The sequence below is a fragment of the Cysteiniphilum litorale genome, assembly GCF_003428165.1.
Classification (GTDB): Bacteria; Pseudomonadota; Gammaproteobacteria; order Francisellales; family Francisellaceae; genus Caedibacter; species Caedibacter litoralis.
On record NZ_QLIQ01000004.1, the window covers coordinates 14,435 to 28,720 of the forward strand.

Here is a 14,286-nt window from a genome sequence, read left to right on the forward strand (position 1 = left end):
ATATAACAATAAAGTTGACGACTCAATTAATTTAATATAATTTTACAAGGTGTTAATGTAACTGGAGTATGTTATGAAAGGATTACCCAAAGGAAAAGTTATTGCTGTTTCACAATCAAAAGGTGGAGCATGTAAAACTACAACAGCTGTAAACTTAGTCGGTGCGTTAAATGAATTAGGGTTTAAATCAATAGTATTAGATATAGATACAAATAAACCTGATGCATCTGTATGGGCTTCTACTGCAAATAAAATTACGTTTGTGAAAAAAATTGAAATTGAAAATATACTTGATGAAACATTAGAGCTTAAACCGCATTATGACTATATAGTGTTTGATTGCCCGCCAAATTATTTAGAGGCTGGACTTAAGGGAATTATGTTATCAGACTTTGTTATATTACCTGCATCCCCATCTTTCTTTGATCAAGCAAACCTGAAGAAAGCTTTAGATGCGGTAAAAATTGCAAATAAAGACTATAGAATTTTAGCATCAAGAATAAAGAAAAATACCACATTGGCAGGTTCGGCATATGATGACATACAAAAGACAGGGCATGGATTTAAAACGTTTATAACTAATAGAACTGTTATGGAAGAGTGTGGATATGCTGGGCAATGGATTGGGGAGTATGAAAAAAATGGAGATAACCATAAGCAATTTATAAATCTAGCAAATGAAGTTATTGATTTAATTGGGTGATATAGGTGTTAAAATGAAAAAACAATTTAAATCTATGCTAAATGATGATGAAACAGTAAAGGATAATTTTGATATTAGCAATGCAATGAATGAAGCCCAAAAGTCAATTGGATTTGTCGATAATGTTATGAGTCTAAATCCTGATGAAATAGCTAACTGGGAATTTAGAGATAGAAAAGAATTTGAACTAGGCGATATAGATGGATTGGCAGAAAGTATAAAATTAAAAGGACAAGCTCAGCCAATTATTGTTGTTAAAACTGACAACACATTTAAACCTAAGGAAATAAATGCCTCAACTGGAATCAAATATATAGTTATAGCAGGCTATAGAAGATGGTTGGCATGTAAAAAGCATGGGTTGAAAATCGATGCGATTATAAAAAGACTTAATTTTACAGAAGCAGTAACAATTCTCGAAGGAGAAAACGAAAAAGAATCTGTATCAGACTATTCAAAAGGTATGTTTTACTCTGCAGTAATACAATCAGAAAAAATAACAAAAGATGAGTTACGAAAAAAATTAGGTCTTCAACCAGCATACTTCAGTAATTTATTAGCATTTTCAGCAATTCCAGACACTGTGTGGGAAGCAATTGGAGATGCATCTAAAGTCTCAAGTAGAACCGCAGCATTATTACGATCATATATAAACAAAGACATAAAATATGAAAACATTATAATTTCGATTGCGGATAAAATAAGGTCTGGTATAGGTGAGAAGAGGATAACAGGTTTAATTGAGTCAATTGGAGAAACAAAAAGAAATAGTAAAGCCACACCTAAAGCCATTTATATAGATGGAAATAAGGCGTTTTCAATTGATTCTGCGGGGGTGAAAATCAACAAAGCATTTTTTAAAGATAATAATGATATGTCAAAGTGCTTATTAGAAATAGAAAATATAATTAAATCTAAAATGGAGGAATATAAATAAATTATGGATAGAAAATCAATACAAAAAAAATCATCTAAAAATAGAGTCAAAGCACTTAAAAGTATCGGTATGGAGCCTATAAATACGTTTGTTAAAAAAGAAGTTAAAGATAAATTAATCAGAATACAAAAAACGAATGGTTATAAATTAATTGGTGATGCTATAGATGATGTAACACAAAGTTTTTCAGAGAAATAAATCTAATATTTCACGCGCGTGAAATTTCATATCACTTTAAAATAAAACCAACTTGCTTTACATTGCTTATAAATTAAATAGAGCAAGTATTACCTATGAGAAAATTACCTTTTATCCTCAGCTGCATGTTAACAGGAGTGACATATTCAGCAAATTTCCCACCATTGAATTTCACACAAAACATAACTATGCATCAAAAAGAACTAATGCAAAAATATATCGCAGAAAAAAAGATGTTGTTATCAGAGTTGCTCAAACTGTATTATCCTGATTATAAATATAACGGCATTGACGTTCTGGTTCAAGTTCCATCAAATTTCAGCAATCCTAATAACTTGTTTGTAATAAAGAAACGATATGATCTAAATATTGTATTTAATGATAGAATTAAAACAATAGGTATTGCAAAAGAACTTGATATAGCAGTTAAATATTCGGATGGAATGTACAAGTTTGCTTTGCATGAAAATAGAAAGATAAGTGACATATTAAACGACTGGGGTAAGCAGGCAGATATTAAATTTGAATATGATTACCCTTTGGATCCAGTAATAAAATCAACTGTTGGATTTGATAAGTTAATTACGCTTAATGATGCCATTGAACAATTATTATCTGAAAACATAAAGCATGGAGCATATAAAATAAAATATATGAATGGACTTATAAAAATAGAGCCTAAGTTATTTAACAATAAGTATAAAAACCCTGGGTATGCTGTTATTGAGGAAAATACATCTGGGTATACTGTTTTACAGATCATGCATGGTGAAATTTCTAATATCCTAGAAGGAATAGCATATTACTATGGGTATAATTTAGTTTTTAGAACAAAAGAAATGCCAGTAATTAAATTAGATAATAGTAAAACATATTTTAAAACATCTAAAGATCCAATTGAAAATCTCAAGACAGCACTAAAATATGTGTTATCAGGAAAGTACACAGCATTGATTTCAAATAAAGATAAAATAATCTGCATTACAAATCAAAGTGATGAAGTATGCAAGTCATTGTTAACATCAGAGGATACAAAGTAATGAAAAAATATTTTTATATATTAAGCTTGAGCGCCTTTGCAGTAAGTATTTATGCAAGCAATGTTTTTATGTCACCATTTCTTGATAAGAATGAGGCTAAAGAAATTTTGAACATCTATGATAAAAGTGGTATGGATAAAATGATCGAATATGCTAGCAATAAAGGTCTAGTTGTTTATACAAATATGGACACACAAAAGACCGCAGTTGGAAAACAGATAACTGTATTAAAACAAATTACTAATAAAAATGTAATAGACTATTATGCTATAGCAGGTGAACCCGTAAATGATACGCTGAGTAGGTGGTTTTCGTATAACAATTATCGACTAGCAACGCAATTTTCAAATGATATCCATGTTAAGCAAACAATGCATTATGAAGGCAGTATTATATCAAGCAAAGATAATCCGATTGATCTTCTGCTAGGGGGAAACATTGATAAGGTAAACAGTAAGAAATAACATAGCAAAAGACATAAGAAACATGAAACAAAAAAATTGAGCCTTAAGTTACAATGCTATAATATTTTTTCATATCAATATAATTTTTTAATTTCACTTTCTGAAAACCTGATAATAATAAATTATCACAAGTAATATTATTGATATCAATATTTCGATTAATATAAGGAAATATTGCCTTATCAGCAGAAAAGTTACTACCAGATTGCTGTGCATAATTAATAATTCGCCAGTATGAAATGTTTTTCGTATCAGGAGTGCTGTTGATTCGGTCCTTAATAATATAAAATTTTTCCATACTTTTAATGTGATTAAATAAAAATGCTGGGTAGCTTTTCGTAGAAATTGTGTTGGATAGTAATTTCACGTAATTAAAAAAAGATTTACTTTGATAGACATCTGTCTTTAACTGGTCGGCAAGATAGTAGCCATACTTATCAAATTTTTCTCTCAGATGCTGTTTTATTGTTCTTAGCTTATGCCTTTTGTTAAACAAGAGTGAGTTTAGTCTTTCATGAGAAATATTATTTGAGTCTAAAGCTAGTAGTAAAAAAGACAATGCCTGTTGATCATAAAATGAAATAAAATCATCTTGAGATGCCTTTATTTCATCATTTTCCGTGTCGATCTTTCTTAATAAAACTGTCAATAAGTATATATCGAAGAGCACTTTTTTTAAGTGGATTTTTATTAGTGCCATTTGTAAAAAATATTGATCCGTATTTTGAGCAATTATTGTCTTATGGTTTGATTTATCCATAGGGGAAATTTTACTTTTAATTCTATTAATGTAGTGGAAGTCTGGTTTATCTATAGGTATGGTTTTAGATAGTTGATATGTCTTTCCTTGTCTTTCTAATTCTGAAGTATCTAAATCAGCATCTATATATGGTACTTCAATTGGAATTGAATCTCCTTCTATTAATAAAAATCCTTCACCATCATTTCTGTCAGCTTCTTTCAAATCATCTGGTTTGATTTTTGGTACTTCAATATTTTCGAACTCATTGTTGTATTCATAGCCTAAAGTTTTTAGCTTCCCTCTAGATATTTTTTTTACCTCATGCTTACCACATCTAGAAGTAATGAACTCTATACTTGATTCTGAATTGAGCTTCATGGCAACTATAGTGTTGATATTCTCATACACAGCGTCAACCTTAACATTCATATCTTCAAGACGTTTTACTTCCTGCATAGCTAGAACCAGAGCTATGTTCAGAGATCTTAGTTGCCCAAAGAATGTGTCAACGCCTTCAGGAGCATAGTAGGAGGCTTCGTCCCATATCCATAGAGATGGTGTTTTGAGTTTCTTATTTGCTTGAGCCTTTTTAACTTCTTGTTCATGTGAAGCTAAGTGACCCGCAACCCGTTGCAAGGACGCATAAAGCAAATTACCTATAGCTAATAAAGTTTTGTCACTTTTAGTTGTAGCTGGGAGTGAAACTAATAGGCATCTATTATGTATGACTACATCTGTTAAATCTACTTCTGAGGAAGTTGTGTTAAATATATGGCCAAATTCATTAATTAAAAATGAAAATGCTGGTGATAATTGCATAGTTAAATATGCGTGTTGTTCTAGAGCTTTTATTTCATCAATAATAACGAATTTTCGGTGTTTGTTAGGGTCGTTGTCATCCACCTCAACACTTTGAGATTCTATGGTTGAGGTAGAAAGATAATCATGAATATTTTTGGGTGTTGTTAAAATTTCAATTTCGTTTTCTTTGCTTGAGTCAGCATTATCTTGTACTGTTGAGTTGCTGCTAGAATCTTTGTTTTGCTCATTGGATTTAGCTAAACTTTTCAGTGTGATACCTGGACGATTAATTAGGAATGTTTTCATGCTATCTAAAACGCTATTTGGGTAGCCACGATCAACTAGCTCATTATAATAATTAATCATGTTATGAAGTGAAATTTTATCTTTCAATTTATCAATTGTAATTACTGATTTTTCGCGCTCTCGTTCACACACCATTAAAGTTAGGACATTGAAGACTAACTCTCTAGCCATAGCACTCCAAACATCTTTTGAATCAGGAACCAATGTAATAAAAAGATTCCTGAAATCTTCAGCAGTTCCGTAGCTAAATAGATTCATTGTGTTTGAGTTAGAGGCATATGGCTTTTCTGATTCAACTGAGCCAAAATTGATATGAAGGAAATCATCTTCACGATTAAACTTTCTAAGTAGTGCGCGGATGTCTCGACCCAATTTTGGGTCACCTTTTCCATCAATGAATAAAAAGCCAGAATTTAAAGCCATTGCTTGATATAGCAGTAGTTGCAGGAATACTGTTTTTCCTCCACCAGTTGTACCTAAAACAAGCATATGTCGAAGTAATCTTTCTACTTCTATAGCCACCGGTGTTTTGTTAATACGATCATTTCCTAAGATAATTCGGTCATTCTTTAGAAATGAATCAACATTATTTTTTGATTTATGATGTTTGTTTATTAATGAGTAATTATATGCAAACCTACTGTTTTTTGATAGCTTAGCTATATCCTCTGCCTGATGGATGGTCGAAGAATTAGAAGTATCGAAGTTGTAATTTGTCATAACGTTAATTTTACTAAGACGAGGTAAAGCTTTTGCGTAACTATACTTAGGCATGGGAAATTTAAAATAATCACGTTGATTTGATATATGGGATTTAACTGATGAGTATGCAATATACATGCCAGCCAGAATTATTGACGTAAATATTAATGTATGGAGATCCGCTATTAATAATACAGTTATGGCTATGGATACAACCAAAAATATAAAAGGGAATAAGTGATATATAAATTCACTTAAACCAAGTCCTTGGTAGACTATTTTGTTTGTACGTTCTCCTTTTAACTGCCTTGATTTAGCCATTTTCATATCACTTTAATAAAATATCATAGGGTATTATGCTATACGAAAGTTAGTAATTTTGAATGCGCTATGAAAAATAAAATTATATTTACTACATTATTCTTAATCTGTGGTGTAGTTCATGCAGGGAAAAATGATTTAGCTTTGATAAAGCCATTTATTGATAGTAGACCAGGTATTATTGTTTATTCAATAAAAGAATCTAGATGGAAAGATAGCTATTTATTGGAAACTAGCCAAGGGTATTTCACATATAATCAAAAAAATAATCAAGCAATTAATGGGTGGCCTTATAATTTAGAAGTGAGCAAGGATATAAAAACTTTGCCAGCAAATAGAAACTCGCATCAAGATAAAAATAAATATGCTTTGATTGCTTTACAGAGCCTAAATCAACTAGGGGGTATGGCTCAAAATATCTATAAGAGCTATCAGGTAACTAATCCTACCAATGCAGTTATTTATAAACATAAAGGCTCAATTGAGAAGGGGGTATTAATATTTTTTGAATCCCCGTCATGCTCATTTTGCCAAAGACTAAAAAGTGAAATTGATAGTCTAAATAATATAGGCTATTCAGTGATGATTATTCCTTTCGATAAGATGGGATATTGGAAAGATAAGAAATCTTATGCAAACGATAATCAGATAACTAAAGATGTGGCTGTGAAGCATATCGAGGATATCACCAATTTGAACAAAAATATTGTAAAAGCTATGTGTTCTAAAGATATTAAAGCAGCCCTTAACGATGTGTATTCTACTGAGGTTTATGGTGGAAAATATAATGAGTCATGTTATGAGAAGGGAGTGGTGGATATTGCAAACAATTATAATTTGATGGCAGCTATTTCAACGGGTGAAGGCGCCTTGGATTTAAAGATATCAATGTCTTTTAATAAAAGCACATATAATGGACCCCAAGTACCATTAATTTTAGGTGATAATGGGCTAGCATATATTTATACGGATGGCGGGGCTGACAAAATAAATAATTTATATCAAAACATATCAGATATAAAGATGAAGTTGCAAGAGGATGATGGTGAATGAAAATTAAAATGAGGAAATTTACATATGTTGTTTGTCTTGTCGTAAGTTGTCAGAGTGCTTTTTCTACGGTAGTCATATCTCCATTGGGTTTGATTAATCAAAAAGAGTATGGTGTTGAGCAAAATAAAACATCACTAACATTAAACAGTCTTTTGCAAGCGTACTATGGAGCACAGTTTAAAATAAAGTATTTGGATAATCGACTTGGGAATACATTGATTGAATGGACTGGTAACAAAACACTGGAGCAAATTAAGAGTTATTTATCAGTGAATTACGGTGTGAATATTTATGTGAATGGTGATACTCAAATAATTGGGGTGACGTCTGAGAATGACAACCTTGTTTCGGAATCAAAATCACAAGCTTTAGCATTGAGTCAAAATAGAGCAGTGTATCCGATATATTCTGATGAAACTTCGCTTGAAGAGACCTTAAGAAATTGGGTTAAAGAATATAATATTCAATATGGATATAAGGCAGGAAACCCACTCACAATTAAATTTAACGTAAGCTTGGAACAACTCTATTTACAACGAATGCATGACTATGGTTTTGAGGGCGGTTACAAAAATACAAGAGAAGAGTTTGTTGCACAATTAAATTCATGGTTTACAAACAACAACTCATCGCTTCTACCTTACTCACTAAAAGCATTTATTGAAAACAATGTAATCACGGTGACGAGCGTTTAATATGCTCCGGTAGGTTACCACAATCAATTAAATTATATAAAAAGAAGGACGTATACGTTGATATGAAAAGAAAAACTATTATATTTATATTCTTGTTGGCATTTCCTTTTTCTTTGTTTGCAGATGGGGTTTTAACAAGTGATATAACGTTGCAATTACAATCTATGCAAAAGCAAATTCAAGATAAGGAAAATTGGCTAATAGAAAGAACGGGGCTAAATGGAATGCTTCAGTCTCAAAATAAAGCGGCAGAGGCTCAAGTAGATGCAGTGAATAATGCAACAGCAAACATGATTGTTAGGCGCAATCTTCATGAGACTAAATTGGCAGAACATGCTGAAATGCTAGCGTCTGCTCCTGTTCAAAATGCCTGTGATATTGTTACATACTTTCAGAATATAGGTGACACTATGTGTTCTGCTACAGAGAAAAGTATTAAAGACATTGGAGAAAATACAGATAGAGTTTCGGGGTTTGATAAAAAAGGAGAGCCTATAAAAGACGATCCGGTAGTTGTGGATGCTAAGAACAATCAAGAAATGTATCAAAGCATTAAGACCTTAAATAGCAACTTAAAGAATGGACAGGCGGCTGTTGATCCAGGTTTAGTTATGGGAAACGCAGGCGGAACACTTGATGATGATCAGGCTAAGTCAATGGAAGTTTATAATCAACTTATCGTTGGAACGAAAACGGTAGTGCCACCAACTCCTGATACTACTCTTAATAAAGAAAAATATGTGAACGCTCAGAGAAGAAGAGCAATGCTGAATTTGGTTGCAACAACATTGGAAAGCATAAAGTCAGAATATACTTCAATTAATGGGCAACCATCGCAGATGCAAACATATCAAGATTTTGTAGATAAATACACGAGCAAGGATATGTTAATGTCTATTACTGCAACCACGGGGAATAACCCATTAAGTAACTTTGATCAAAAGACTGGAGAAAAAATAAATGATAAGAATTCGGATATGTCAATAGCACAGGTTGAAAGGAATACTTTATTGGTCAATGTGATGCAAACTAAATTATTATTGGCAATGTATAAAGCTCAACTAACCAACAATATGTTAAATGCAAATGAAATGGCGTTAAAGATAAACCCCTTGCCATCCAACAGAGAAATAAGTAAATAAGTTGATTATGTGTCGTAGATATTTGTTAGTAATAATATTGTTTCTCATGGTTGCGAAGACATCATTTGCAATTTTGACACTCAATGCACCCCAGACACTTCTGAATTTAAAGGATATATCAGTTTCTCATGAACGTGAGAATGAGAAAAACTCTGTTCAGAATAGCAGGATCAAATCTGGGAATTCTGGTAGCGTAGCATTGATTGAAGCGCGAAATAATTCAGCAGCAAATTTTATTGAAAGGACAAATGACTTAGTTACAAAGTTTTATAAACATAGATTAGAAGATGCACAGAAACCTATATTGGATTGTGATATATTTGCATTTGTTAATAATTCAATGGCTCAGTCTTGTCAGCTTCTAACTGACTCATCTATGCAAACAAAACAATATCTTGAAGCTTATAGCTATGAAAGTGGCGATAAGCTCAGTTATGCGCAATATATTGAGCAAGCTTATAACAACATTGTAAAAAATAAAAAGGATGACTCTGAGGACTTACTGCAACGAGATTCTTATATTCTAAATAAACTGCCAATGATAAATACCAAGGTTGTAGATACAAGTCAAGGAATTGAAAATTATGTGCAAACAGAAAGAAATAACGTTATCTCATTGTTTATTCATCAGTTAATTCAAAGCGTAGTTATGGGGGTGCAACAAACAAATAGTACACTGGCAAATATGCCTAACAGCAATGATATTGCTCGGATAATGGGTGTTACTGGTGATAATAAGAAAAATTATACTGCTGACCAAGTTAAGAGGCAAAAGTTGTTAATGGAGATAAAGAAATTAGAAGTATATTTTAGAGCTTATCAAAACCTATTGAACGCCAATCATGCGAAGGCAATTCAAATAGCAGATAATATTCAGGGATCTATCTCATCAAAATAATTTCATATCACTTATATAGTTGATTGATATTAAATAAAATACATTCAGATGAAAATTTGGAGAATTGTTTGTGAGATTGAAATTTCAACTAGTATTTACAGTATCATTGATTGGATTGTATTCTGTTCCCAACTTCAGTATGGCTGAACTATCAAGAGAAAATCTTAATGTAGAGGTGGTTAGTCTAAATGATCAACAGGCAGTAGATAAAGTTATAAATAGCAAAGAAAGTGCTCATGAAAATAAAGTCGTGTTCTCACCAAAAATCATTCGTGAAATCAACAATGGAAATCCACAAAAAGTTGTCATTAGCAAAAATGATGAAACACATATATTAGCTTGTGCAGAATCCTCGAAAACAGCAGTCGAAATTGCTAAAGGTAGAAGTGTTTATTATTTATTTAAGGGTGATACGGTAAAAGATACAATTGAACGGTGGGCAAGAGAAAATGGCTACTCAATTATTTGGGATGTAAAAATTAATTTTGATGTTCAGCAGGACGCAACATTGTACGGAGATTTTTTGGCAAGTGATGGCCCGTTTCTAACTTTATTAAGTTCTTTAAAACAGACAAATACACCAATTAAAGCTGTTGTTATGAAAAATAACACTATAGTGATAAGACCGGACTCTTTTAGTTCTAACTTCTTAATGCCAACAGCTTCAACTAAATAGAACAAAGGAGTGCATTAACGATGTCTATGAAAAACTTAAGTAAACTTAAATTAAGTATATTAGTAACGGTTTTGCTGTCTAGCTGCGCTAATATCGAGCAAACAAAAAAAGATGCTGAGCAAAACTATCAGTCAGGCGCTGATATATTTGCTAAGGCCAATGAAAAGCAGAATGCTAGCTTAATAAGTTTTGATAATAATATATATGTTGCAACATCTAGCTATAAAACAAAAAAACCTCAAGAGGCTCTCCCCCCATTATTTGATAAAAAATATGTATATAATACAGGAAGAGCATTGACTCTATCTGAAATAGTTACAGCAATAGCATATGATACTGGAGTTAATATTAGAATTTCAGATGATGCTAAGTCTTATTTGGGTATGGATGATAATTCAAGTTCAGATGATAGTAACTCATCAAAGCAAAATAAAAACCAAGACAATGGCACAGTTGTTTATTATACAGGTACATTGAAAGGGTTATTTGACACAATATCGTCAAAGTATAACTTATGGTGGAAATATAATAAAAACCAAGACTCAATCACATTGTTTAGAACTGAAACTAAAACATTTGATCTTGATTTGCTTACTGGGTCACAAACTTCTGAATCTAAAATTCAAAGCAATACATCAACCGAGAGTGGTGATCAAAACACTAAAACGTCATATAACTATGGTAATTATGATCCTTGGAAGTCTACGGTTGATACAATTAAATCAATAATTAAAAAGAATGGTAGCGTAGATGCGAGCCCTACAAATGGGACTTTAACGGTAACAACAACGCCAGATATAATGGAGTATGTAACGTCGTACATAGAAAAAATTAATGAGATATCTGGAAAGAGAATTGCTATCAAGGTTGATATATATGATGTTAGCACCAATAATTCATCAAGTTATGGGTTAAATTGGGATGCGATATACAAAGTTACACAAGGATCTTTATCTTGGAGTAGTACAAAAGTTCCAGTGCCTTTGGCAGATCCGTTTAACTCTTCAACAATGGAAACAGCTACAGTAACAGGGGGGATATCAAGTGGACCATTTGCAGGGTCAAAAATAATCGCTTCAGCATTGCAAAAATTAGGCAAAACATCATATGTAACTGGCACAATTATTTATACTGTAAATGGAAAACCATCACCAGTTAAAGTTGATAGAACAACTGCATATGTGAAGCAGGTATCGGTAACAAATTCTGGCGGATCTAGTTCAAGTAGTGATAATATACAAACAAGTGTTACTCCAGGAACTATAGATACTGGGTATTCAATAGTTATCACTCCAAGAATTATAAGAAATAATGAAGTTTTGATGAATATATCTTCTAACATATCTCAGTTAGAAGCTATGAGAGAAAAACAATTTTACTCTGGAGGGCTAACCACTCCTAACACAATTGAGTTACCAGATTTGCGGCATAAGACATTTATGCAGGCTGTGCCTTTGCATTCAGGACAAACAGCAGTATTGGCAGGATTTCAAAATAATGTTAATAATACTGGGACTAATTCAATTGGACCTTCTAGCACTTGGGCGTTGGGAGGTAATCAGTCCACAAATCATCAGCAAACAATTACCGTAATTATTGTTACCCCTTACATTATTGATAATTGGAGTTAATGGTTCTCATGATTATAAATAATTATGCAGTAAATTTGGTGTGGAATATTGAGAGCAATAAAAAACATTTCCGAAAATATAATCATGGTTGTTATGGCTTATATGTTGATGGAATGAAGCGATCAGTTTTATGTGAAAAAAATTATAAACATAAAATCCCATTGGCTGCAGCATTGTCACTTGAGTATGACAATTTGATATACCTAACCGATAAACTTCCTTTGAGTGACGAGTCAGGTATTCAAATGTATTGGGTATGTGTTATTGAAAATGGTGGTGTTGTTCCATCAGGCTCACATCTAAATGAGAGTAATATTGTCGATTCATTAATTAGCCAAGGAGTAATAGGCGAGGCTGGCTTTGATATTAAGTATTCGGGCGATATGGTTTTATCAAGAGAAAAGGTCATCGAATATTTTAAATTTCTATCAGAAAAAGCAAAGTTATTGAGAAACTGTAAAGTAATTATAGAGCTTGATGATCATGCACTTGAAAGTTCGCTGATGTTTCCTGAAAATATAGTAAATATTGAGGAATTTAGTTTAAATAAGTTTCTTAACACGATTCCAGCAAGAGCAAGAAAAAACATTACAATAGACGTAGTAAAAAAAGATAGGAAAACTTTTGTTTTCGGCAGTCTTTTACTATCAATTATAATTTTTAGCTACGCTTACCATAAATATTCAACATATCAAGCATCAGTTGCCAGTAAAGAAAATGCAAGAGCTAAATTTCTTGCACTAAAAAAATCTCAAGAAGAAGCACAAAAAAAGCGAAATGAAGAGATGTTAGAAGGAATTAAGTCTAAAAACGCAGCGGATATAATTAAAGCGATGAATGATGCACTAAAAAGAGTAGTGTATTTAAAACATGGTTGGGGATTAAAAGAAATATCTGTTGATGATACAGCGATCAAAGAATTGAAGTATTTGTATGAAAGAAGAGAATATGCAAATTTGGACATGCTAATGAAATTGCGCAAAATATTAGGTAGTCCTCCATTAGAGTTGTCATTAGATCAGAATAAAGGAACATTTATAATACCGCTGAATGCAAAAATTGAGTATTCAAACAAGGATATAAATGCGTTGATAGCAAATGTTGATATTCAAAAAAAATATTTAGTAGAGCTTGTCTCCAAGATCCAAAGTTCAGCCTTGAAATATACAATTACTGCTGATGAAAGAAGCATCAAACAAGATCAGAAGGTGGACGCATCTAGTTTAGCGTTAGGTAATAGGAAAATCAGTATAATAGGTACTGGATATCTTGAATTCTTGAAATTTACAAAAGCAATACAGCAGAACCCGTTTCTTATGCTTAAGAGCATGAAAATCCAATTTAATGATGAAGCACAGATTCAAAGATGGTCTTTTGAAGGAGTAATTTATGCATAAAAATATATTAGCACTATCAATAACAATAATTTGCTATGGCTGTAGTAATATTGCAGTAGCGAATGATGTGAACACTGAATATGCAGATAGCATGGATCAGTTGTCTCAAAGTTTAAACTTACAGGAAATGAAAAACAAAATAGACAAAGCTAAGCTTGATAATTTAAAACTCAATAATCAAATAAAAAAAGCTAAAGATGGCGATTTTTCGAATGTTGAACAACCTACTGCATATACGCAAACATCTGCCTCTCAACCAATATACACACCATTTGTAAACAACTCTCAAGAGGATAAACAAAAAACAAATAAGCCAAAAGAGGGATCTCCATCTTTTAGCTTATTTCAAATATATGGTGTTGAAGACAACTTAAAAGCGCTCATCCAAAATAATAATGAAGTTTTACCAGTTGAGACTGGTCAAGTAATTTCAGGGGTTTGGAAAGTAACTAAAATAAACCCTCTAGAGGTTATTTTAGAGAATAAAAAAACTAAACAAAAAATTTACTTATACCCATCAACAGATCCAGTAATGGATATCCCAACGGAAGACAATAAAAGTAGATAGATTGTAGAGTAG

The 14,286-nt window shown here is 32.1% G+C and carries 14 protein-coding genes; 13 read left to right on the plus strand and 1 reads right to left on the minus strand.

Annotated elements, in window-relative coordinates; genetic code table 11:
• Nucleotides 1–73: 73 nt before the first annotated feature.
• From DNJ75_RS02810 to DNJ75_RS02830, 5 genes are all read left to right on the plus strand, one after another.
• Nucleotides 74–703: a ParA family protein gene (locus tag DNJ75_RS02810; RefSeq protein ID WP_117001663.1), complete on the plus strand. Its 630-nt coding sequence runs from the start codon at nt 74–76 to the stop codon at nt 701–703.
• A gap of 13 nt (nt 704–716) precedes the next feature.
• Complete coding sequence (locus DNJ75_RS02815; RefSeq protein WP_117001664.1) at nt 717–1,640, plus strand: ParB/RepB/Spo0J family partition protein; 924 nt, start codon at nt 717–719, stop codon at nt 1,638–1,640.
• Between the two features lie 3 nt (nt 1,641–1,643).
• Nucleotides 1,644–1,838, plus strand: coding sequence for a hypothetical protein (locus DNJ75_RS02820; protein ID WP_117001665.1), 195 nt, complete (start codon nt 1,644–1,646; stop codon nt 1,836–1,838).
• A 95-nt stretch (nt 1,839–1,933) separates the two neighbouring features.
• A complete protein-coding gene (locus tag DNJ75_RS02825; protein WP_150468871.1) occupies nt 1,934–2,878 on the plus strand; it encodes a hypothetical protein in 945 nt (314 codons plus the stop codon).
• Nucleotides 2,878–3,342: a hypothetical protein gene (locus DNJ75_RS02830; protein WP_117001667.1), complete on the plus strand. Its 465-nt coding sequence runs from the start codon at nt 2,878–2,880 to the stop codon at nt 3,340–3,342. Before DNJ75_RS02825 ends, DNJ75_RS02830 begins: the two co-directional genes overlap by 1 nt.
• A gap of 43 nt (nt 3,343–3,385) precedes the next feature.
• Here the strand turns inward: DNJ75_RS02830 and DNJ75_RS02835 are convergent, their stop codons facing one another.
• Nucleotides 3,386–6,214: a type IV secretory system conjugative DNA transfer family protein gene (locus DNJ75_RS02835; RefSeq protein WP_170137176.1), complete on the minus strand. Its 2,829-nt coding sequence runs from the start codon at nt 6,212–6,214 to the stop codon at nt 3,386–3,388.
• Nucleotides 6,215–6,283: 69 nt separating this feature from the next.
• On the opposite strand from DNJ75_RS02835, the gene DNJ75_RS02840 reads away from it, so the two are divergent.
• The 8 genes from DNJ75_RS02840 to DNJ75_RS02875 all read left to right on the plus strand — a co-directional run bounded on the left by DNJ75_RS02840 (nt 6,284) and on the right by DNJ75_RS02875 (nt 14,274).
• Nucleotides 6,284–7,267, plus strand: coding sequence for a thioredoxin domain-containing protein (locus DNJ75_RS02840; RefSeq protein ID WP_117001669.1), 984 nt, complete (start codon nt 6,284–6,286; stop codon nt 7,265–7,267).
• Nucleotides 7,264–7,962, plus strand: a complete 699-nt coding sequence (locus DNJ75_RS02845) for a hypothetical protein (protein WP_117001670.1) — start codon at nt 7,264–7,266, stop codon at nt 7,960–7,962. Before DNJ75_RS02840 ends, DNJ75_RS02845 begins: the two co-directional genes overlap by 4 nt.
• Nucleotides 7,963–8,024: 62 nt before the next feature.
• On the plus strand, nt 8,025–9,104 hold the full coding sequence (locus DNJ75_RS02850) for a hypothetical protein (protein WP_117001671.1): 1,080 nt from the start codon (nt 8,025–8,027) through the stop codon (nt 9,102–9,104).
• A 46-nt stretch (nt 9,105–9,150) separates the two neighbouring features.
• On the plus strand, nt 9,151–10,002 hold the full coding sequence (locus DNJ75_RS02855; protein ID WP_117001672.1) for a hypothetical protein: 852 nt from the start codon (nt 9,151–9,153) through the stop codon (nt 10,000–10,002).
• A gap of 70 nt (nt 10,003–10,072) precedes the next feature.
• A complete protein-coding gene (locus DNJ75_RS02860) occupies nt 10,073–10,678 on the plus strand; it encodes a TcpQ domain-containing protein (RefSeq protein ID WP_170137177.1) in 606 nt (201 codons plus the stop codon).
• 20 nt (nt 10,679–10,698) lie between these two features.
• On the plus strand, nt 10,699–12,309 hold the full coding sequence (locus tag DNJ75_RS02865) for a hypothetical protein (RefSeq protein WP_117001674.1): 1,611 nt from the start codon (nt 10,699–10,701) through the stop codon (nt 12,307–12,309).
• Nucleotides 12,310–12,317: 8 nt separating this feature from the next.
• Complete coding sequence (gene pilO2 / locus DNJ75_RS02870) at nt 12,318–13,706, plus strand: type 4b pilus protein PilO2 (protein ID WP_157968173.1); 1,389 nt, start codon at nt 12,318–12,320, stop codon at nt 13,704–13,706.
• Nucleotides 13,699–14,274 (plus strand): hypothetical protein, encoded by a 576-nt coding sequence (locus DNJ75_RS02875; protein ID WP_117001676.1) that lies wholly within the window; start codon nt 13,699–13,701, stop codon nt 14,272–14,274. The genes pilO2 and DNJ75_RS02875 overlap by 8 nt, the downstream gene beginning before the upstream one ends.
• The last annotated feature ends 12 nt before the right edge of the window (nt 14,275–14,286 follow it).

Coding starts and splice junctions, on each gene's coding strand:
- DNJ75_RS02810 (WP_117001663.1), top strand. CDS start 74: ATGAAAGGATTACCCAAAGGAAAAGTTATTGCTGTTTCACAATCAAAA.
- DNJ75_RS02815 (WP_117001664.1), top strand. CDS start 717: ATGAAAAAACAATTTAAATCTATGCTAAATGATGATGAAACAGTAAAG.
- DNJ75_RS02820 (WP_117001665.1), top strand. CDS start 1,644: ATGGATAGAAAATCAATACAAAAAAAATCATCTAAAAATAGAGTCAAA.
- DNJ75_RS02825 (WP_150468871.1), top strand. CDS start 1,934: ATGAGAAAATTACCTTTTATCCTCAGCTGCATGTTAACAGGAGTGACA.
- DNJ75_RS02830 (WP_117001667.1), top strand. CDS start 2,878: ATGAAAAAATATTTTTATATATTAAGCTTGAGCGCCTTTGCAGTAAGT.
- DNJ75_RS02835 (WP_170137176.1), bottom strand. CDS start 6,214: ATGGCTAAATCAAGGCAGTTAAAAGGAGAACGTACAAACAAAATAGTC.
- DNJ75_RS02840 (WP_117001669.1), top strand. CDS start 6,284: ATGAAAAATAAAATTATATTTACTACATTATTCTTAATCTGTGGTGTA.
- DNJ75_RS02845 (WP_117001670.1), top strand. CDS start 7,264: ATGAAAATTAAAATGAGGAAATTTACATATGTTGTTTGTCTTGTCGTA.
- DNJ75_RS02850 (WP_117001671.1), top strand. CDS start 8,025: ATGAAAAGAAAAACTATTATATTTATATTCTTGTTGGCATTTCCTTTT.
- DNJ75_RS02855 (WP_117001672.1), top strand. CDS start 9,151: ATGGTTGCGAAGACATCATTTGCAATTTTGACACTCAATGCACCCCAG.
- DNJ75_RS02865 (WP_117001674.1), top strand. CDS start 10,699: ATGTCTATGAAAAACTTAAGTAAACTTAAATTAAGTATATTAGTAACG.
- pilO2 (WP_157968173.1), top strand. CDS start 12,318: ATGATTATAAATAATTATGCAGTAAATTTGGTGTGGAATATTGAGAGC.
- DNJ75_RS02875 (WP_117001676.1), top strand. CDS start 13,699: ATGCATAAAAATATATTAGCACTATCAATAACAATAATTTGCTATGGC.